This window comes from Erythrobacter sp. 3-20A1M (assembly GCF_018636735.1).
GTDB lineage: Bacteria > Pseudomonadota > Alphaproteobacteria > Sphingomonadales > Sphingomonadaceae > Alteriqipengyuania.
This window is the reverse complement of the sequence record NZ_CP045200.1, coordinates 986,053-1,003,143: the sequence shown is the minus strand read 5'-3', so window position 1 is coordinate 1,003,143 and position 17,091 is coordinate 986,053. Positions and strand designations below refer to the sequence as shown.

The 17,091-nt window shown below is 65.2% G+C and carries 16 protein-coding genes and 1 tRNA gene; 9 read left to right on the top strand and 8 right to left on the bottom strand.

Features of this window, described 5'->3' with window-relative positions; translation table 11 throughout:
• Positions 1-31 precede the first annotated feature (31 nt).
• The 3 genes from F7D01_RS04920 to F7D01_RS04910 are packed head-to-tail and all read right to left on the bottom strand — an operon-like array spanning position 32 to position 2,306.
• Positions 32-337 carry a polyhydroxyalkanoic acid system family protein gene (locus F7D01_RS04920; RefSeq protein WP_215229105.1) on the bottom strand — a complete coding sequence of 102 codons (306 nt, stop codon included), beginning with the start codon at positions 335-337 and terminating at the stop codon, positions 32-34.
• On the bottom strand, positions 337-1,086 hold the full coding sequence (locus F7D01_RS04915; RefSeq protein ID WP_215229104.1) for a hypothetical protein: 750 nt from the start codon (positions 1,084-1,086) through the stop codon (positions 337-339). The genes F7D01_RS04920 and F7D01_RS04915 overlap by 1 nt, the downstream gene beginning before the upstream one ends.
• The gene (locus F7D01_RS04910) at positions 1,086-2,306 is read right to left on the bottom strand and encodes a toxic anion resistance protein (RefSeq protein ID WP_215229103.1); all 1,221 of its coding nucleotides are present in this window, start codon (positions 2,304-2,306) and stop codon (positions 1,086-1,088) included. The genes F7D01_RS04915 and F7D01_RS04910 overlap by 1 nt, the downstream gene beginning before the upstream one ends.
• Positions 2,307-2,424: 118 nt before the next feature.
• Here F7D01_RS04910 and F7D01_RS04905 point away from each other — a divergent pair, with 118 nt between their 5' ends.
• Positions 2,425-3,948 carry a DUF389 domain-containing protein gene (locus F7D01_RS04905; protein WP_215229102.1) on the top strand — a complete coding sequence of 508 codons (1,524 nt, stop codon included), beginning with the start codon at positions 2,425-2,427 and terminating at the stop codon, positions 3,946-3,948.
• A gap of 4 nt (positions 3,949-3,952) precedes the next feature.
• On the opposite strand, the gene F7D01_RS04900 is transcribed toward F7D01_RS04905, so the two are convergent.
• The gene (locus F7D01_RS04900; RefSeq protein ID WP_215229101.1) at positions 3,953-5,686 is read right to left on the bottom strand and encodes a fatty acyl-AMP ligase; all 1,734 of its coding nucleotides are present in this window, start codon (positions 5,684-5,686) and stop codon (positions 3,953-3,955) included.
• 116 nt (positions 5,687-5,802) lie between these two features.
• On the opposite strand from F7D01_RS04900, the gene F7D01_RS04895 reads away from it, so the two are divergent.
• From F7D01_RS04895 to F7D01_RS04885, 3 genes are all read left to right on the top strand, one after another.
• Positions 5,803-6,381 carry a regulatory protein RecX gene (locus tag F7D01_RS04895; RefSeq protein WP_371819681.1) on the top strand — a complete coding sequence of 193 codons (579 nt, stop codon included), beginning with the start codon at positions 5,803-5,805 and terminating at the stop codon, positions 6,379-6,381.
• 90 nt (positions 6,382-6,471) lie between these two features.
• Positions 6,472-6,894 (top strand): NADH:ubiquinone oxidoreductase subunit NDUFA12, encoded by a 423-nt coding sequence (locus F7D01_RS04890; RefSeq protein ID WP_215229100.1) that lies wholly within the window; start codon positions 6,472-6,474, stop codon positions 6,892-6,894.
• Positions 6,895-6,896: 2 nt separating this feature from the next.
• Positions 6,897-7,457 carry a DUF2155 domain-containing protein gene (locus F7D01_RS04885; protein ID WP_215229099.1) on the top strand — a complete coding sequence of 187 codons (561 nt, stop codon included), beginning with the start codon at positions 6,897-6,899 and terminating at the stop codon, positions 7,455-7,457.
• Here the strand turns inward: F7D01_RS04885 and aat are convergent.
• Positions 7,355-8,071 carry a leucyl/phenylalanyl-tRNA--protein transferase gene (gene aat / locus F7D01_RS04880; RefSeq protein ID WP_215229098.1) on the bottom strand — a complete coding sequence of 239 codons (717 nt, stop codon included), beginning with the start codon at positions 8,069-8,071 and terminating at the stop codon, positions 7,355-7,357. The two genes, F7D01_RS04885 and aat, sit on opposite strands and share 103 nt — an antisense overlap.
• A 102-nt stretch (positions 8,072-8,173) precedes the next feature.
• On the opposite strand from aat, the gene F7D01_RS04875 reads away from it, so the two are divergent.
• A tRNA-Trp gene (locus F7D01_RS04875) sits at positions 8,174-8,249 on the top strand.
• A gap of 439 nt (positions 8,250-8,688) precedes the next feature.
• Here the strand turns inward: F7D01_RS04875 and F7D01_RS04870 are convergent.
• From F7D01_RS04870 to F7D01_RS04860, 3 genes are all read right to left on the bottom strand, one after another.
• Positions 8,689-9,669, bottom strand: coding sequence for a HAMP domain-containing sensor histidine kinase (locus F7D01_RS04870; RefSeq protein ID WP_215229097.1), 981 nt, complete (start codon positions 9,667-9,669; stop codon positions 8,689-8,691).
• 299 nt (positions 9,670-9,968) lie between these two features.
• Positions 9,969-10,748, bottom strand: a complete 780-nt coding sequence (locus tag F7D01_RS04865) for a response regulator (RefSeq protein WP_371819680.1) — start codon at positions 10,746-10,748, stop codon at positions 9,969-9,971.
• Between the two features lies 1 nt (position 10,749).
• Positions 10,750-11,658: an intradiol ring-cleavage dioxygenase gene (locus tag F7D01_RS04860; protein WP_215229096.1), complete on the bottom strand. Its 909-nt coding sequence runs from the start codon at positions 11,656-11,658 to the stop codon at positions 10,750-10,752.
• A 490-nt stretch (positions 11,659-12,148) separates the two neighbouring features.
• Between F7D01_RS04860 and F7D01_RS04855 the strand changes: the two genes are divergently transcribed.
• From F7D01_RS04855 to F7D01_RS04840, 4 genes are read left to right on the top strand one after another with little or no spacing between them, the layout of a single operon-like run.
• Positions 12,149-13,579, top strand: a complete 1,431-nt coding sequence (locus F7D01_RS04855; RefSeq protein WP_215229095.1) for a TolC family protein — start codon at positions 12,149-12,151, stop codon at positions 13,577-13,579.
• Positions 13,569-14,600 carry an HlyD family secretion protein gene (locus tag F7D01_RS04850; RefSeq protein ID WP_215229094.1) on the top strand — a complete coding sequence of 344 codons (1,032 nt, stop codon included), beginning with the start codon at positions 13,569-13,571 and terminating at the stop codon, positions 14,598-14,600. Before F7D01_RS04855 ends, F7D01_RS04850 begins: the two co-directional genes overlap by 11 nt.
• Complete coding sequence (locus tag F7D01_RS04845; RefSeq protein ID WP_215229093.1) at positions 14,597-15,715, top strand: ABC transporter permease; 1,119 nt, start codon at positions 14,597-14,599, stop codon at positions 15,713-15,715. Before F7D01_RS04850 ends, F7D01_RS04845 begins: the two co-directional genes overlap by 4 nt.
• Positions 15,712-16,857: an ABC transporter permease gene (locus tag F7D01_RS04840; protein ID WP_215229092.1), complete on the top strand. Its 1,146-nt coding sequence runs from the start codon at positions 15,712-15,714 to the stop codon at positions 16,855-16,857. The genes F7D01_RS04845 and F7D01_RS04840 overlap by 4 nt, the downstream gene beginning before the upstream one ends.
• The last annotated feature ends 234 nt before the right edge of the window (positions 16,858-17,091 follow it).

Below are 17,091 nucleotides of genomic sequence, written 5' to 3'. Positions count from 1 at the left end.
GGTGACGCGCCCGGTCGGATCGCGTCTTCGGTCAGGTCGGGCGGGCTAGCAGCTTCGCGCCCTTTTTCTCGATCGCGGCAGAAATCATGGGTTTCAGGAACGACAGGGCAGCCGGCAGATCGAGATTGAAGATCAGGCAAGTGTCCTCGATCTCCACATAGCCGTGGATCACCTGGCCCATGGATTTCACCGCGAGGTTCATCCGGTCCTCGCTCGGCCAGGCGGTTTCGACTTCGGCGACGCCGCCGGGCAGCTGATCCGCGATTTCGCGATCGCTGTTCTTCAGGCGGCGGCGGACCTCGTCCTTGCCGAGCTTGTGCTCGATCGGAACACGCATCAATTTTCCTCCGTTTGCGGCTGGTCGCTGCCGCCGTAGCGATATTCGAGATAGCGGGTCTTCACCGCCAGATCGTCCAGCGCGCCGTCGGCGAGCTGGCGGGTTACCTGATCGATCTCGCGGCTGATCCGGCCCAGCCCGTCGATCAGTTGCCGATCGGGCGTCGATCCCGCGCGCTCCTCAGCGCGCAGATTGCCGGGGATGTTGCGATAGCTGTCGACCATTTCGGGCAACGTCTCGCCCACGAGTTCGCGGATGTCGCGCGCTGCCTGATGGTCTGCCGGAACGCGTTCGAGCTGCAGGCCCAGCGCGTCCAGCTGCACACCCAGGTCGTCGACCAGCTTCACCGCCGGAGCGGGCAGAGCGGGCCGTTGCGCCTCCAGCCACAGCTCGGTCTTGCCGACGAGCTGGCGGACATCCTCGGTGCGGGTCAGGTCCTCGCGCCGGGGCACCTTCATCTGCGGATAGCGCCCGAAGATGAACCCTGCCGCCAGCAGCGCAAAGAACACCATCACGACGCCGGTGAAGCCGATCCCGTCCACGATGATGCCCGCCGCCACCGAGAAGGCGAAGATCGCGGCGGCGGCGATCGCGATGTTGCGGACCTTCTTCAGCAGATGCTCGCGCTTCAGCTCGGCGGAGCCGCGCCCGATCGACTGGCGCCGGTGCCGTCCGCCGGTGCGATTGTCGTCGCGCACGGCTCGTGCGTCCTGCAGCAATCGATCGCTCTGGCGGGTGAGGTCGCTCATCAGCTATCCAGCGCCAGCAGGTCGGGCTGGCTGCCCGTGACTTGTTTGGACGACTTCGCCTGCCCTTCGGACCTCGCGATATACCCTTTGGACTTCTCGACCTCGTCGGACAGGACGTTGACCGTCTGTTTCATGCTGTCGAGCGCGCGCAGTTTGAACGCGTCGACCTCGTCCATCGTGTCGTAGATGTTCTGGAATGCGCGCTGCAGCGTCTCCAGCGGGATCGTACTCGATGCCGCCTGCTCGTGGATCTTGCCCGTCTGCTCGCGCAACATCGTGCCGGTCGAATCGATAATGCCCGCCGTCGTGTCGTTCAGCGCGGTGATCTGTTGCAGCACCAACCGCTGGTTGGTCATCGCCTCGCTGACGGTGACGGCGGTGCGCAGCGCGGAAACGGTGGTGGTGCTGGCACGGTCGACGCCCTTCACCAGCTCGACATTGTTCTTTTTGACCAGGTCGAGCGCGAGGTAGCCCTGCACCGACACCGCCATCTGGGTCAGCAGGTCCTGCGTACGCTGCCGGACGTAGAACAGCGCGGTTTCGCGGATCGCCTTGGCCTTCGCCGGGTCGGTCGCGTCGAGCTCGTTCGCCTTCTCCTCCAACCGGGTGTCCAGCGTTTTCGAGATGTGGATCATCTGTTCGAGGCTGCCCATCGCCTCCCACAGCTTCGCCCGTTCGACATCGATCGCGGCGTTGTCTTCCCACAATTCCTTGCGTCCCGAATGCAGCTTGTCGAGGATCTGCTGGATGTGGGTCTGCGCGCTCTGATAGCTGCGGAAATAGTCGTTCAGCTTGTTGCCGAAGGGGATGATGCCCAGAATCTTGCGCGGACCGGTCAGCTTGCCCCGCCGGCCCGGATCGAGCTCCTCCACCGTGCGGCGCAGTTCGGCGAGATTGGCTCCGACGCCCTCGTCCTTATCCATCGCGCGGATGGGGCGGTCGAGGAAGCGGTTCGATTGCTGCGCCGCGGCGGCGATTTCCTTGCGCCCCATATTGGTCAGCTGATCGACCTTCTGGCCGAATTCGGGTGAGTTCGCGTCTTCGCTGACCAGCGCGGAGATGAAGTCGTCGACCTTCTTGTCGAGCTTGTTCTTCGTTTCCTCGGCCACCGGAACCAACCCGGCCGCCTTTTCCGGCGCGACCTCGGGCACGGGATCGGGGGGCGTCAGTTCCAGCCCGGTATCGGTTTTCGTCTTCGTCGCGGTCACGTCGTCGGCCATGGCTCTTCCTGTCAGTCCTGGGATATCTTATGGCATCGCGCAGTGTGTTATTCAACTAATGCAGTGTTCGCACACGCATAATCTTTCATCCGCCCGGCGGGCGTCGTAGGGACCTTATATGGAAGCGGCACCTGCAAGTCATCCTGCCGATGAGACCCGAACCTACCAGGCGCGCGTGGCCGTCATCGCGCGCTATTGGCGCGGTTGGTGGCGCAACGTCGTGCTGGAGAGCGTCGACCAGGAAGAGGTGATCGCGCGGCGTCGCGAGGAAGCCTACATCTCCGCGCGCTATCTGTTCATGCTGGCGATGTCGGCCGGTATTGCGGTGCTGGGCCTGCTGCTGTCGTCCCCCGCAGTGGTGATCGGCGCGATGCTGATCGCCCCCCTGATGGGGCCCATCATCGGCGCAGGCTTCGCGCTGGCGATCGGCGACTATGGCTGGTTGCAGAAATCGGTCTACGCGCTCGCTGCGGGTACGCTGCTGGCGATCGCCCTGACCGCGCTGGTGGTGTTCCTTTCCCCCCTGCAGACCGTCACGCCGGAGATAGCGGCGCGCACGCGGCCCAACCTGTTCGACCTCGGCGTGGCGGTATTCTCCGCCCTGGCTGGCGCCTATTCGATGATCCGCGGGCGCGAGGGGACGATCGTGGGCGTCGCCATCGCCACCGCATTGATGCCGCCGCTGGCGGTGGTCGGCTTCGGCATCGCGACGCTCAACTGGACGGTGTTTTCGGGGGCTCTGCTCCTGTTCGTCACCAATCTGATGACAATCGCGCTGGTGGCCACGATCATGGCCCGCATCTACGGCTTCAGTGCCCGGCTCTCGGGCCGACAGACCCGGCTGCAGACGATCATCATCGTGGTGGTTTTCGTGGCGCTGGCGATCCCGCTGTTCCTCTCGTTGCGGCAGATCGTGTGGGAAACCAACGCCGCGCGGCAGATCCGTACTTCGGTGATGGAAGGGTTCGGTTCGGATGCACGGCTGTCGCAGATCGATTTCGATCTCGAGAGCAAACCGATCACCGTCGATGCGACGGTCCTGACCCCCGAGTTGCACCCCGCCGCCAAGCAGAAGGGGGAAACGACGCTGGAGGGGCTGCTGGGCGAGCAGGTCGATTTCCGCCTGACGCAGTACCGCGTCGGCACCACCGAACAGGCGGAACAGGCACAGCTCGCCGCGGCACAGGCGCGCGAAGAGCAGGCGAAGGACGAACGGCTCGATGCGCTCGCTCGGGACCTCGCTCTGGTCGCGGGAGTAGCGCCGGACGATGTGACGCTGGATCGGGAGAACCGCCGGGCGATCGTGCGCGCGGTGCCGCTGGCGGGGGCGAACGTGCAGACGTTCCAGCAGCTGGAGCGACGCATCGCCGCGCAATATCCCGACTGGACCATAGCCGTGCAGCCGCCGCAATTGCCGCTGCCTGAAATCGCCTTCGCGGACGGTGCACCGACTCCCGCCGGGCGGCAGGCGCTTTCCACGCTGGTCTGGGCGGCCCAGCGCACCGGCGCGCCGGTTTACCTGCAGGGCGGGGATCCTGAGACGCGGCAGGTCGCGGCCGGTATCCTTGCGGATTCCGGCGTATCGGCGGGGCTTGCGGTCGGAGGGCCGGTGATGCGCGCCCGCTGGGGAACCGCGCCCTGATCGATCAGGCGGCCATTTCGATCGGCCTGATCTCTCCCGACAGATAGAGCTTCTTCGCCTTCGCCCGGCTCAGCTTGCCGGAACTGGTGCGGGGCAGCGTGCGTGGCGGCACCAGCTCGACCACGCAGGCGGAGCCGGTGACGGCGTGCACCTTCTCCCGGATGCTCTCGCGCAGGTTCTGCCGTTCCTCCGGGTCGGACACGCGGCAATGGACCAGCACGGCGGCCGCTTCCTCTCCCTGTTCGGTCTCGATCGAGAACGCCGCGATATCGCCGTGGTTGAAGCCGGGCAGCTGTTCCACCGCCCATTCGATATCCTGCGGCCAGTGATTCTTGCCGTTGATGATGATCATGTCCTTCGCGCGGCCGACGATGAACAGATAGCCATCGGCCATGTAGCCCATGTCGCCGGTATCGAGCCATCCGCGGACGAGGCATTCGCTGGTCGCTTCCTCGTTGCGGAAATAGGAGTGCATGACGCTGGGCCCACGGCACCAGACCTTGCCGATTTGATGGTCGCCGCGCACGGAGCCATCCTCTGTACGGATTTCGACTTCCATGTCGGGCAGCGGCTTGCCGCAATTCACGATCGCGCGATAGCGGGCGGGGCGCATCAGGTTGCGCCGCGTTCCGGAAAGGCGCTCTTCCTCCACTAGCTCGACGCGGATGCCTTCGCCCGGCGGCATCACCGTGACCGCGAGGGTCGCCTCCGCCAGCCCGTAGCTGGGGGTGAAGGCGCTGGCGCGGAAACCGGCATCGGAAAACGCGTTGACGAAATTCTGCATCACGTCGGGCCGGATCATGTCGGCCCCGTTGCCCGCCGTCCGCCAGCGCGACAGGTCGAAGCGTTTGCCGACATGGCTCTGGCTCGAAATGCGGCGCGCGCAGATGTCGTAGCCGAAGGTGGGGGAATAGGAGAGCGTGTTGCCCGCGTTCCTGCTGATCAGTTCGAGCCAGGCGAGGGGGCGACGCGCGAAATGCTCGGTTTTCAGATAATCGACCGAAACCTGGTTCGCGATCGGCGACAGGAAACACCCGACCAGCCCCATATCATGATACCACGGCAGCCAACTCACCACGCGATCGTTCTTGCCCAGATCGACGCCGGTGGCATGCCCGTAGAGGTTGTGGAGCAGCGCCTTGTGCGTCACCGCGACGCCAGTGGGGAAGCGGGTCGAACCGCTCGAATACTGAAGGTAGCAGATGTCGTCCGCCTGCGCTTCGGGCAGCGGGCATTCGGGGGCATCGGTCTGGCCGAAACTTTCCCAGTCGATCGCTTCGCAATGCTGCCTTTGTGCCGCCGCGCTGACCATTTCGGCGATTTCCGGTGGATAGAGCAGAAGTTTCGGATCGGCGCTCTCCAGCTGTGCGGAAAGCTGGTCGATATAGCTCTCCTTCCCGCCGAAAGTGGTCGGCAGGGGCAGCGGCACGGGCCACGCCCCGGTGAAGATGCACGCGCAGAACAGCGCGGCGAATTCCGGACCTGTTTCCGCGATCAGCGCCACGCGGTCCTTCGCACCGACCCCGGCCGCCTTCAGGCGATAGGCCATGGCCAGCGCATCGTCGCGCATCTCGCCATAGGTATAGGGGCGTTCCAGCGCGCCCCGCATATCGTGGAAATTCAGCCCCTTCTCGCTGCGGGCGGCATAATGGATCGCTTCGGCGAATGTCGCGAAGTCCGAACGGCGCCGCGGCAAGGGGCAATCGTTCGGCGTCGGCTTAAGCGTGGTTTCTGTCATGTGCGGAGATTTGTCCCAGTTGTGCGGGCGTCTAAGCACCCTTCCTTCAGGCTCCCGTGCGGTCTTACCCGGCGAAAAACAGGTCCGTCATAAACCTTTCCCATAAGAAAGGAACTATGGCAGCATTATGGCCGATGAACGAGGCAAACCGCGATCGACGGCGTCCCGCCCGGCCCAAGCGGCCACTGGATCGGCCCGGCTTGCGCGATCTCGCCCTGTCCTACGTCGCGCGCTACGCGACCAGCACCGCGCGGCTGGAGCGATATCTGCGGCGCAAGCTGCGCGAGCGCGGGTGGGAGGAAGAGGGCGAACCCGACATAGGTGCGCTGGTGGCGGAGTTCGCGGAACTTGGCTATGTCGACGACGCGGCTTTCGCCAAGGCGCGCGCAGGCGATCTGTTGCGCCGGGGATACGGCGCGCGGCGGGTCGACCAGGCGCTGGGAGAGGCGGGGATCGGTGAGCGGATCCGGCAGGATCTGGAACCGGACGAGCGGGAGCGTCGGCACGCCGCCTTGCTCCTGGCGCGCAAACGCCGCTTCGGGCCCTTCGCCGCCGAACCCCTGGATCGCCCCAGGCGTGAGAAGCAGCTTGCCGCCATGGTACGGGCCGGGCACGGCTTTTCCGAAGCGCGCGCCGTAATCGACGCGAACGACGAGAGAGAGGCGGAAAGCTGGGCCGGCGAACTCGATGAATAAGGCGATATGGCGCTATGCCACGATACGCATGGCGGTACATCGACAAGGCGCTTGGCCGCCCGGCGGCGATCCGCTAACGACGGCACCGATATGAGCTTTCTCGGCAAGATCTTCACCTGGTGGAACGGCGCCACCATCGGCACCTCCCTGTTTACCTCCATGCGCGGCGAGCATGTCGGCACCGATGCGCAGGGCAACAAGTATTATCGCTCTCGCAACAAGCGCGACGATCTGCCCACCGCCGGTTCCTATACCGGGCGGGAACGGCGCTGGGTCATCTACGACGGTGCGAACGACGCCAGCCGAGTGCCGCCTGAATGGCACGGCTGGTTGCACGGCGCGTTCGACGATGTGCCCGAAAGCCATCTTCCCCCCGCGCGAATCTGGGAAACCGAATACACGCCGAACGCGACCGGGACGGCGAACGCCTACCTGCCCAAGGGCGCATTGCAGCGTGGTGGCAAGCGTCAACCCGCCGTCGGCGACTACGAGGCGTGGACGCCCGGCGAGTGATCATGCGCTGCGCAGCGCCGATCTCCGTCCTGCTGGCGCTCACTCTGCTGGCGGGCTGCAACGAGAAGGGTGCGCCCGACGCCGAGCAGGAGGCACCGGCACCCCCTTCGCTCACAGCTTCGGCGCGTCCGCAGCAGCCTGCCCAAGGTGCCGAGCAGGGCACTCCGCTCAAGGACCGTGTGGCGACGCTCGGCCTGCTCAACAAGCGCAACAACCTGTCGCAGGATATCGAACTCAAACCCGGCGAATCTAAACGGGTCGGCGATGTGATCGTCCGGCTCGCCAGTTGCGAGCGCACGCCGCCTTGGGAGGAGCCGGAGGAGACCGGTGCCTTCGTTCAGGTGCTGGTCGCGCAAGGGCGTAACAACGCCGACACCAATGCCAATGGCAATTGGGAAAAGATATTTTCCGGCTGGCTCTTCAAGAATTCGCCCAGCGTCAACGTCGTCGAACACCCGATCTACGATGTGTGGGTCAAGAATTGCGCGATGCGCTTCCCGGGAGAGGAGGCCGCGCCTTCGGATGGCCCATCGCCCGACGCCTCCGACAACAGCGCGGCATAGGCATCGGGAAGGCTCATCGGCTGCGGCGCGTGGGCCGCGGACAGCCGGTCGAGATATTCGTGCTGCGGAATGGCGACGGCACCCAGCGAAGCGAGATGCCCGGTCATGAACTGGCAATCGAACAGCTCGCACCCGGCTCGTTCGAGCAGAGCGAGGAGCCAGGCAAGCGCGACCTTGGAGGCATTACGCCGCCTGCTGAACATGCTCTCGCCGCAAAACACCCGGTCGAACGCCACGCCGTACACTCCGCCCACCAGCTCTCCGTCCTCCCAGCATTCGATGGAATGGGCGTGGCCGGCATCGTGCAGGGCGCGATAGCTGGCGGCGACGCGCTCGCTGATCCAGCTTTCCGGATGGCCGGGGCGGGGCGCGGCGCAGGCATCCACCACTGCGGGGAAGGCGGTGTCGCAGGTGACGGTAAAGACCTCTCGCCGCAAGGTGCGGGCGAGCGAGCGCGAACAATGGAACCCGCCGATCGGAATGATGGCGCGTTCGCGCGGTTCGACCCAGAAAATCTCCGGATCGTCGCGGCTGTCGGCCATCGGGAAGATACCGGCCCGGTAGGCCCTGAGCAGCAGGTCGATCGGAATCAGCGGAGGCCGCGGCGCATGCATCGCCGGTCGCTATGAACGCTTCGACTGCTTGCGCCAAGCCGGGCGTGGCTAATTCCCGCTTGCGCAAGAGGCGCGCTATGGCCTAGGGCGCGGTCCGCCTGCAGGGGTGTAGCTCAGTTGGTAGAGCATCGGTCTCCAAAACCGAGGGCCACGGGTTCGAATCCTGTCACCCCTGCCATTTCTCCGGAATGGCCCAGGCACCTGATAAACCTCAGGTTTCCCTGCGATACAAAACCGTGTGGTACCCTGCCGTGGCACCCCGTCCCGGTGTTATTATTGGCATCATGATTCGAGACGGCCCCCAGTGCAACTGCCCTCGTTTTCTAGTTTCGGCTTCTGCACAGCTTTACCCACATTTCCGGGTATGCCCATCAACCTTTGCGCTTAGTCGGTAGTCAGAGGACTTTCCCGACACCATCTTGCTGTCGAGAATTGTTTCCTAGGAGGGTCAGCTTTGCGCCCCAATTTCGGTCATTCCGGCCAGATCGATTGATGCCTGAAACCGGTCGTTCGTTCAAACCCGACGCAGCTGCGACATGGCACCTAATTTTCGGAAGACCCGGCGACCATTGCGAAAACTTAGATGCTGCTGGATCTCCGCGATTGACTGGAAATGGCTACTGATGGTTCCGTAAGGGTAAAATCACGCTCACCCACGCGCCACCGCCGGCGCCGTTCTTCAGGCTTACCGTGCCTCGGTGTCGTTCGGCGATTTGCCGAACGATTGCCAGACCGAGCCCGCTTCCTCCGGTTGCGGGATTGCGCGATTGCTCGCCGCGGACATAGGGTTCGAGAAGCCGGTCGATATCCTCATCGGGGAAACCCGGACCACTGTCGGATACCGATAGAAGGACATCCTTGACGCGATTTTCGACGCTCAGGCGTGCATCGCCACCGTAATGCAGCGCATTGTCGATCAGGTTCTGGATAAGTCGCCGCAGGGACAGGTCGTGGCCTGATATCACCGCGCTCTGATTTTTAAGAAGAAACACCTCCTTTCCGGCAGCCTGTTCCTGCGCTACGGTTTCGGCGACCAGCAGCGCGAGATCGACAGCATGGGTCGCTCCTTGCCACGGTCTCGCCATCGTAAGGGAATCAGCGAGCAGGCGCTGGATCACCTGAATGTCCTTCTGCGCCGCGATGCGATCTTCCTCCGAAAGTCTGACCATCCGAAAGGCGAGCCGGGCGAGAGGAGTGCCGATGTCATGAGCCATCGCCCCCAGCATGGTCAGCTTCTGTGCGGCGGCGGCAGTCGAACGCTGATGAAATCCACGCAGCGCATCGGCAGAAACGCGTATCTCGGGAGGTGCATTGTGATCGTCGAAGACCCAGTCCTCGCCTGCTTTCGCTTCATCGGCCGCCCGACCCAGCCGGACGATCGGGGTGGCAATCCTCCTCGAGAGAAGGAAACCGAACGCCAGAGCAATCGCCAGGACGGACAGGATTGTCAGGAGCAGCCGTCGCCGCCAGCGCGAAAGCGTCTCGTTGACGGAATTGTCGACCACCCTCCAGTTCCCGTCGCCAAGATCGCGGGCCGCGATGAAGGTGCCGAAGATATCGCCCCCTCGTGCTGGCGAGGGTTCTCGAGAATAAACCACTACACTCGATGCCGAACTCCCGGATGCTTCGGCAAGTTGCCGTGCCAGTGCCGCATTCGTCTCGAAGCCATCCGGCCTTACAGGGGTCCGGTCCACGACCGCTGTCCGAGGGACGCGGCGGGAGCGGTCTGCGGGTATGGCTTCTCCCTCCAGCGCCCGCGCAACAGCGACAAGCCGCAGGGGCGCATCGAACGGAGGGGGGCCCCTCAGAACAAACCAGACCATCGCACCGGCCATCAGCAGCGAAGTCACGGTAACCGCGAGCATCATCTGAAAGGCAATCGGAATGCGGCCGAGCATCAGGCGCGCTCCACCGCCGGTCCAAGGCCATAGCCTTCGCCCCGCACCGTGCGAATGGCGTCCGGAACGCCCGCAATCCCGAGCTTGCGGCGCAGGCGGCTTATCGCGAGATCTATGGCCCGATCAAATTCCTCGTAGTGATCTCCTTTCAGGCGACGAGAGAGTTCGTCGCGGGACAGAACGCGGCGATCGGCCAGCAGGAATATCTCGAGCAGCCGAAACTCGTTTGCTGTTAGATCGACCAGCTCTCCGGTTGGCTGACGCAATTCACGGGTGGCCGCGTCGAATTCCAAGCCGCCGAAACGGTATTTGGCCTGCTGGACCACGTCGCCTAAATTTCGGCGCAGCACTGCACGGACCCGCGCCAGCAATTCGCGGGGATTGCACGGCTTGGCCAGATAATCGTCTGCGCCCATTTCCAGCCCGACGATCCGATCGACGTCGGACCCCATGGCCGACAGCATGATGACCGGCGGTCTGTCGTGGGGATCCATCGTTCTAAGTGCCGCGAGACCATCCTCGCCCGGCATCATCAGGTCGAGAATAATCAGATCGGGTTTAGACCGGGCGAGAATGCCACGCATCGCGGGAACATCCGCGGCTTGCGCGGTCCGGTATCCGTGTTCGCTCAGGAACTGGACGATGAGATCGCGCAATTCCCGATCGTCGTCGACAATCAGGATGGATTGGTCAGCCATGTTGCGATCCTGCCTGGGTCCGTTCGGAAGCCGACCTTCTGCGCTGTGAACAGGCGCCAGACAAGCTTGGAAGAAGGTCACGTCAGGTCGTGAGGCCGACTGTGGCGGACGCGGTGTAGCCGGCAGACATCGAACCCGTCATGGCCAGCGTCATCGCGGTCTTCTGATCCGCCGTATTGTCGCCGAATATCCCGTCGGACGCGATCGAGGTGTTGCGAAATCGAGTGAGGCTGCTGCCGTAGGTGGCGGTGTCAGAATAGACTGTGGCGCATACATCCGCCGGCAGGGCGAGTTGCGATATCAGCCGGGCGTATCGGCCGGTCGTGGCGTTGGCCAGACTGGAGAACGCCTCGAAGTGGATGTGGGGATAACGGCCGGCATAGCACCCCGGAACGATACTAGTGAAACTGACCTGTCCGTTCGCGTCCGTCACCTGGATCCCGCGCAGATAGCTTTCCGAAGGAAGGTCGTAGAGCGAGTAAAGGCCGGTCGCATCGCAATGCCAGATATACACCGCATACCCGGCAAGTGGCGTGCAGGAATTGTTAACGTCAACCAGGGTCAGCGTCATTGGCATCGCCACGCCAGGTGCGACGCTCGAGCTCCCGATCACGCTAGCGCGGACATCGGAACGCTGGAACGCCGCGATCGGCAGGACATTGCTGGTTGAGCCCCGCGACTGATTTGTTCCGTCGGCGGGATAAGGGCCGTTGGTCTCCTGGGCATAAGCGGTGCACGACGCGCTGGATGTCGATGTGGGTGTAGGTGTCGGCGTTGACGTCGACGACGGCGTTGGTGTGAGCGTAGGCGTCGTGGAAACGGGAAGCGTAGAGGATTCTCCCCCGCAGGCGGCGATAAACACGGCTCCGCCAGCCGTCCCGAAAAACCCCAGAGCACGCCTTCGATTGAGGACTTTCAATCGCTCCAGATCGTGCGCCAGACCCAGATCGTGATCCTCCACATTGAACTGCTGCTGGCTTGAATTGTCCATCGTGCGATACTCCTGATTTGGCCTTCCCTTCTAGGAGCAAAGCGTCACAGGCATTCGTCAGTTTTGTATCGGCACCGTAACAATTGGACGAGCCGAGTTCAATGCACCTTGCCATTGCTACAGATCGCAATCCGCTTGGATCGCAATATCGATCCTCCACCAAGTCCTTGTGATAGGATAACGGTGAAATGAAGGGGAAATTTAGAAGTACGGGAATGAGCAGGCGCTGACCGCTATTCGGTGTACTTGGCGCAATGTGGAAATTCGCCAAGTAAACTATTGTTCGCGGAAAGGCAGCAACCTTGGATGCGCGCTCCGATACCGGACCGTCTCCTCTCGGCCCCTTAATGCAGCCGAAGAACCGCAAACGGCAATCGTTGCTTTCCCTCGCTTCCTATCGCGCATAGGTGGGTGCGAGCGGTCGCGACGCGAGGTTTGGCAATTGAAACGTAGCTTATCGAAGATCCTGCTCGCGCTATCGACCCTCCCGATGGCGAGTGCTGCCGTCGCGCAGCCGGGCATTAGTTACGAAGCTGCACGAGTTGCGGCGCAGGCGCATGATCCTGCGCGTGAAGCCGCCGATCTTTCACTCGCCGCGGCCGAGGACCAGGCGGCCGCGCTCGACAATCTCTATCGCCCGACCATAACCGCCTCGGCGAGCGCGATCGCATACCAGAAGTCGCTGAGCGTCGACCTGACCGGCGCCAAGGCGGACGTGGCGCGGCAGGCCGGGCAATTCCTCGACGGACTTCCCGGCCAATTCCCGCCCGAGTTCTCGGCGGTCGTGGCGGCAGTCGCGGGACGCGTCGAAAGCGCCTTGCCGGACCTGCTTGGCCCGCTGCCCGACCAGCTGGACTACACCGCGAGAGACGTCATCGTGCGCCCGACGCTGAGCGCGGTCATGCCGCTCTATACCGGGGGTGCGCTCGAGGCGGTCTCGGAGGCGGCGCGGGGCGGGGTGACGATCGCGAAGGGGCGCAGCCAAGCAACCGTGGCCGCGCGGGAAGTGGCGCTGGTCCAGCGCTATTTCGGACTGCAACTGGCGCGCAACCTGCTCGCGTCGGCAGACACAAGGCTGACCGCGAGCGAAAACCACTTGTCGAGCGCGCAGAAAATGGAAAACGCGGGGATCTTGCCGCACTCCGCCGTGCTCGACGTGACGGTGCTGCGCGATGCGGCCCGGCGCAGCCGCGATCGCGCTGCGCGCGAGGAGGGATTGGCGGTGCTCGCGCTCGAACGGATGCTGGGGCGACCCGTAGAGGCGGTCGCCACGCCACTGTTCGTCAACACCGCACCGCTGCCCCCGCTTGCTCAGTTCCAGGCCGCGGCGCAGGCCAATGGCACCGGCCAAGCGAGCCTCGCCAAGGGCCAGCGTGAGGTGGCCGAGGCGGGTGAAAAACTCGCCCGCGCGGCGCGGCGACCGCGCGCCTATGGCTTCGGGGCCTATAGCGTAGATCCGGCGACCAATCTTCCGACCGAGCCCGACTGGGTTGTCGGCGCGACCGTCAGCTATACGCTGGTGTCGCCCTTCGACCGGGAGCGGATGCTCGCCGCCGCGCGCACGCGTGCCGCCGCCGCTGTCGCCGACGAACGCGCCGCTGCAGACCTGGTCGCAGGCGAGGTCGAGCGGGCCCATGCCATGGCGGAAGGCGCACGCACGGCCTTCCTCTCGATGGATTCGAGCGTCGCGGCGGCGCAGGAGAACCTGCGCCTCCAGGATATCGCGTTTCGCGAGGGCGTGGGCACGACGGACCGGCTGATGGCGGCGCAAGCCGCGCTCGCCACCGCCGAAAGCGAGCGGGCCGCAGCCGCCTACGAATACGATGTGTCGCTCTCCGCGTTGCTGGCGGCCAGTGGCACGCCCGGGCAAATGGGCGATTATGCCCGCCGCGAGGACAGGGTGATCGTCGATGGCAAGTGATGGCGAGATCGAGGGCGAGGGGCAGACATCGGGAGGCGAACCCGCGCGCTCGCAGCGCCCGGCGCTCATCGGCCTGGCTATCGCGGTGCTGATCGCGATCGCCGGACTGTGGTTCGCCTCGCGGCCGGCGCCCGCGCCGCTCCAGGGGGTGGTCGAGGCGGAGGAAGTGGGCGTGGCTACCAAGGCGTTCGCCCGGATCGTGTCGCTCGCCGTCGACGAGGGCGACCAGGTCCGCCAGGGGCAAATCCTCGGGCAGCTATCGAGTCCCGCGCTCGACCTGCTCGTCAGCCAGAGCGAAGCCGGGCTGACCACTGCCGACGCGCTCCAGGCGCTGGCTGACAAGGGCGCGCGGCCGGAGGATATCGCGAGCCTGCGCGAAGTCTCTACGGCTGCCGACGCAGCGGCCAATCTCGCCAGTGTGACCGCCCGGCGGATGGAGCGGCTCTATGCCCAGGGCGTCATTTCCGCCCAGCGACGTGACGAGGCAGTGGCCGGTCGCACCGCTGCGGTCGCCAATGCCGCGGCGGCACGCACGCAATACCGGCGGGCAGTGGCTGGTCGGCGCGAGGAAACCAAGGCGATCGCCGCGGCACAGGACGAGGCGGCGGCAGAACGCCTCGATGCCGCGCGCAAGGCAGATGCGGAAAAGCAGCTTATCGCGCCCATGACCGGGAAGATCGAGCGCCGCCTTGCCGGGCCGGGCGAGGTGGTCGGGCCGGGCGTGCCGGTGTTCCGCATCATCGACGCTGCGCATCCTTACGTCACCCTGCGCGTCGGCGAGAGCCGCCTTGGGGGCCTTCGCACGGGGGGACGCCTGACCGGCCGGGTCCCGGCGCTGGGCGAGCGCGAGCTCGAATTCGTCGTCGCCTCGGTCTCCGCCAGCGCCGGCTTCACCAGCGAGCAGGCGACGCGGCAGGGCGGCGATTACGACGCGCGCAGCTTCACGCTCCGGCTGAACCCCGCCACGGGCGAGAGCGGCCTGCTGCCAGGCATGAGCGTGCTGTTCGACTGGCCGCAGTGAGCCGCTTCCGCGCCGCGTTGCTCCGCGAACTGGCGCTGATCCGCGCCTCCCGCGCGCTGCTGACGGCGATCACCGTGGCACCGGCGCTCTCGCTGCTGATGATCGCAGCGATGCTGTCGCGCGGATCGCTCGGCGATCTCCCGATCGCCATCGTCGACGAGAGCCACAGCCCGGCCAGCCGCACCCTGGCGAATGACATGGTCGCACAAGGCGGGCTGGCGATCGCGGAGGCGCCGGCCAACGAGGCGGAGGCGGACCTTCTGCTGCGCTCGGGCAAAGTTTGGGCGTATGCAGTCATTCCCGCGACCTTCGGCGACCCGCCCCCGACCCCCGAGCCGGTGAGGGTTTCGGTCAACGCGACCTACCTCTCGGTCGGTTCGACGGTGGAGCGCGAGATGCGCCGGGCGGTTCTCGGCGCCTTTGCCGGGCAGGTCCAAGCCGCGGCGGCACAGCGCGGGATTGCGCTTGATCGCGAGAACCTGCCCGGGATCCAGGTCAACCTCCTGTTCAATCCGCAGTCGAGCCTCGAATTCTATCTCGAGGCCCTGATTCAGCCGGCGATCCTCCACCTCGTCGCCGCCTGCGTCGGGGCGTTCGTGGTCGCGAGCGAATTTCGCGGCGGGTCGCTCGCGCGGTGGGCTGCCGAAACCGGTGGTGGCGCCAGCGCATGGGCGGGCAAGTACTTGCCCTACTTGGCTGCGCTCGGCTGGTGGGGTGCAATGTGGATGATCTGGCTGGTCGGCATTCGCGGATGGCGCATGGAGGGGTCGCTCGCCTTTGCCATGACGGGGCAGCTCGCGCTGCTGGCGGCTAGCCTGGCGCTGTCCGGCGCGATCGCGGCGCTGACCCGGCAGAGCGGCGTCGCCTTTTCCGCCAGCGCGCTCTACGCGGGATCGGCGCTCGCCTACTCGGGCGGGTCGCTGCCGATCGAAGGCTCCGCCGCGCCGGTCGTGTGGTGGAGCCAGGCCTTGCCCTTCACCCATTACCTGCGCCTGCAGATGGACCAGTTCCTCGGTTCGCCGATCGCCGTCGACCTGCCGGGTCTGGCGCTGCTGCTGGTCTATGCAGCGGCCGGCTTCGGCCTGTGCCTCGTGGCGACGAGAGCCCGGCGATGAGGATCGGCCAGGCGTTCTTCGGCACCCTGCGCGAAGTCGCGCGCCAGCGCGACGTGGTATCACTAATCGTCCTCGCGGTCTTGCTCTACGGCATCTACTACCCCGCACCCTACGCCCACCAACGCGCGCGTGAGGTGCCGATGGCTGTCGTCGACAACGAAAACAGTACACTGACGCGCGAGCTGGTGCGGGGGATCGATGCCAGCGATGGCGCCGCTGTCGTTGCCGAGCCGAACAACCTTGCCGAGGGCCAGCGCCTGCTGAAGTCACGCAAGGTGGAAGCGGTATTGATCATTCCCCGGGGCGTGACCCGCGCCGCCCTGCGCGGCGAGAGCCCCCGGATCGCGCTCTGGCTCGACGGCGTCTACCTCGTGCGCGCCAAGAGCATCGGTGCCGCGGTCGAGCGTGCGCTGACCGATATCTTCGCCGACCTCGGCGAGGCCTATCTCGGCAGGCGCGGGCTCGCCCCGCCCTTGATCGTCACGCAAAGGTTCAATCCCGGCGGCGGCTATGCGAACTACATCTTCCCCGCGGTGACTCCGGTGATCCTGCAGCAGACCTTGCTGTTCGGCACCGCCGTTTTGCTGGCTTACCGCCGCAGGCGCGGGCGCGCGGCCTTCACGGGAGCGGGCGAGCTGCTCGGCACCTGGCTCGCGCTGGCGGCACTCTCGGCGATCGCGGCGGTGCTCTATTTCGGATGGTTCTTCGCCTTCCAGAGCCTGCCGCAACAGGCAAGCGCCGCCGTGCTCGTCGCGATTGCGCTGGTCGTCGGCGGGGCGACTGCCGCCTTCGCCATGGCCATTGGATCGCTGTTTCGCCAGGCCGAGGCGGCGCTGCTGATCCTGATCCCGACGACCTTGCCCGTGTTCTTCCTCACGGGCGCAACCTGGCCGCGCGAGGCAATGCCGGGCTGGGTCGCAGCCGTGGGCAACTTGCTCCCCGCAACCCACGGCGCGCGTGCATTGCTGCTCGTCGACCAGATGGGCGCCCCGCTTGCGGCGGTACTGCCGGTCCTGGGACGCCTGGCGCTGATCGGCGCGATCTACCTCGGGCTTGCCTATATTATCGGGACCAAGGCAACTGCGAATGAAACCGGACCTGTTGGAGCGCCGCGAGGGAGAGTGCGGGGTTTCTTTAGGTGAGCCGGCCGCGATCCAAACCCCCGATCGGACATTCACCGTGGGCAGCTTTGAGAGCGACCGGCCCTAGCCGACACATGCACATTTCGAGGTGTCGAATAAGGCCTGCGAGTAATGCTCTTAAATGGGTCAGAATTCGCTGAATGGTTCGGATGGACGCTGAACGCGCTCAATTGGTTGTCCGAAGGACGGCCGCTTTGCGCATTCGGAAGGCCAAGACCAGACAGACCGCAAGCG

Bases quoted from the DNA above. Each gene is read 5' to 3' on its own strand.
- F7D01_RS04860 (WP_215229096.1), bottom strand. From the start codon at position 11,658: ATGGACAATTCAAGCCAGCAGCAGTTCAATGTGGAGGATCACGATCTG.
- F7D01_RS04890 (WP_215229100.1), top strand. From the start codon at position 6,472: ATGAGCTTTCTCGGCAAGATCTTCACCTGGTGGAACGGCGCCACCATC.
- F7D01_RS04905 (WP_215229102.1), top strand. From the start codon at position 2,425: ATGGAAGCGGCACCTGCAAGTCATCCTGCCGATGAGACCCGAACCTAC.
- F7D01_RS04915 (WP_215229104.1), bottom strand. From the start codon at position 1,086: ATGAGCGACCTCACCCGCCAGAGCGATCGATTGCTGCAGGACGCACGA.
- F7D01_RS04850 (WP_215229094.1), top strand. From the start codon at position 13,569: ATGGCAAGTGATGGCGAGATCGAGGGCGAGGGGCAGACATCGGGAGGC.
- F7D01_RS04840 (WP_215229092.1), top strand. From the start codon at position 15,712: ATGAGGATCGGCCAGGCGTTCTTCGGCACCCTGCGCGAAGTCGCGCGC.
- F7D01_RS04885 (WP_215229099.1), top strand. From the start codon at position 6,897: ATGCGCTGCGCAGCGCCGATCTCCGTCCTGCTGGCGCTCACTCTGCTG.
- F7D01_RS04895 (WP_371819681.1), top strand. From the start codon at position 5,803: ATGGCAGCATTATGGCCGATGAACGAGGCAAACCGCGATCGACGGCGT.
- F7D01_RS04855 (WP_215229095.1), top strand. From the start codon at position 12,149: ATGGCGAGTGCTGCCGTCGCGCAGCCGGGCATTAGTTACGAAGCTGCA.
- aat (WP_215229098.1), bottom strand. From the start codon at position 8,071: ATGCATGCGCCGCGGCCTCCGCTGATTCCGATCGACCTGCTGCTCAGG.
- F7D01_RS04900 (WP_215229101.1), bottom strand. From the start codon at position 5,686: ATGACAGAAACCACGCTTAAGCCGACGCCGAACGATTGCCCCTTGCCG.
- F7D01_RS04910 (WP_215229103.1), bottom strand. From the start codon at position 2,306: ATGGCCGACGACGTGACCGCGACGAAGACGAAAACCGATACCGGGCTG.
- F7D01_RS04920 (WP_215229105.1), bottom strand. From the start codon at position 337: ATGCGTGTTCCGATCGAGCACAAGCTCGGCAAGGACGAGGTCCGCCGC.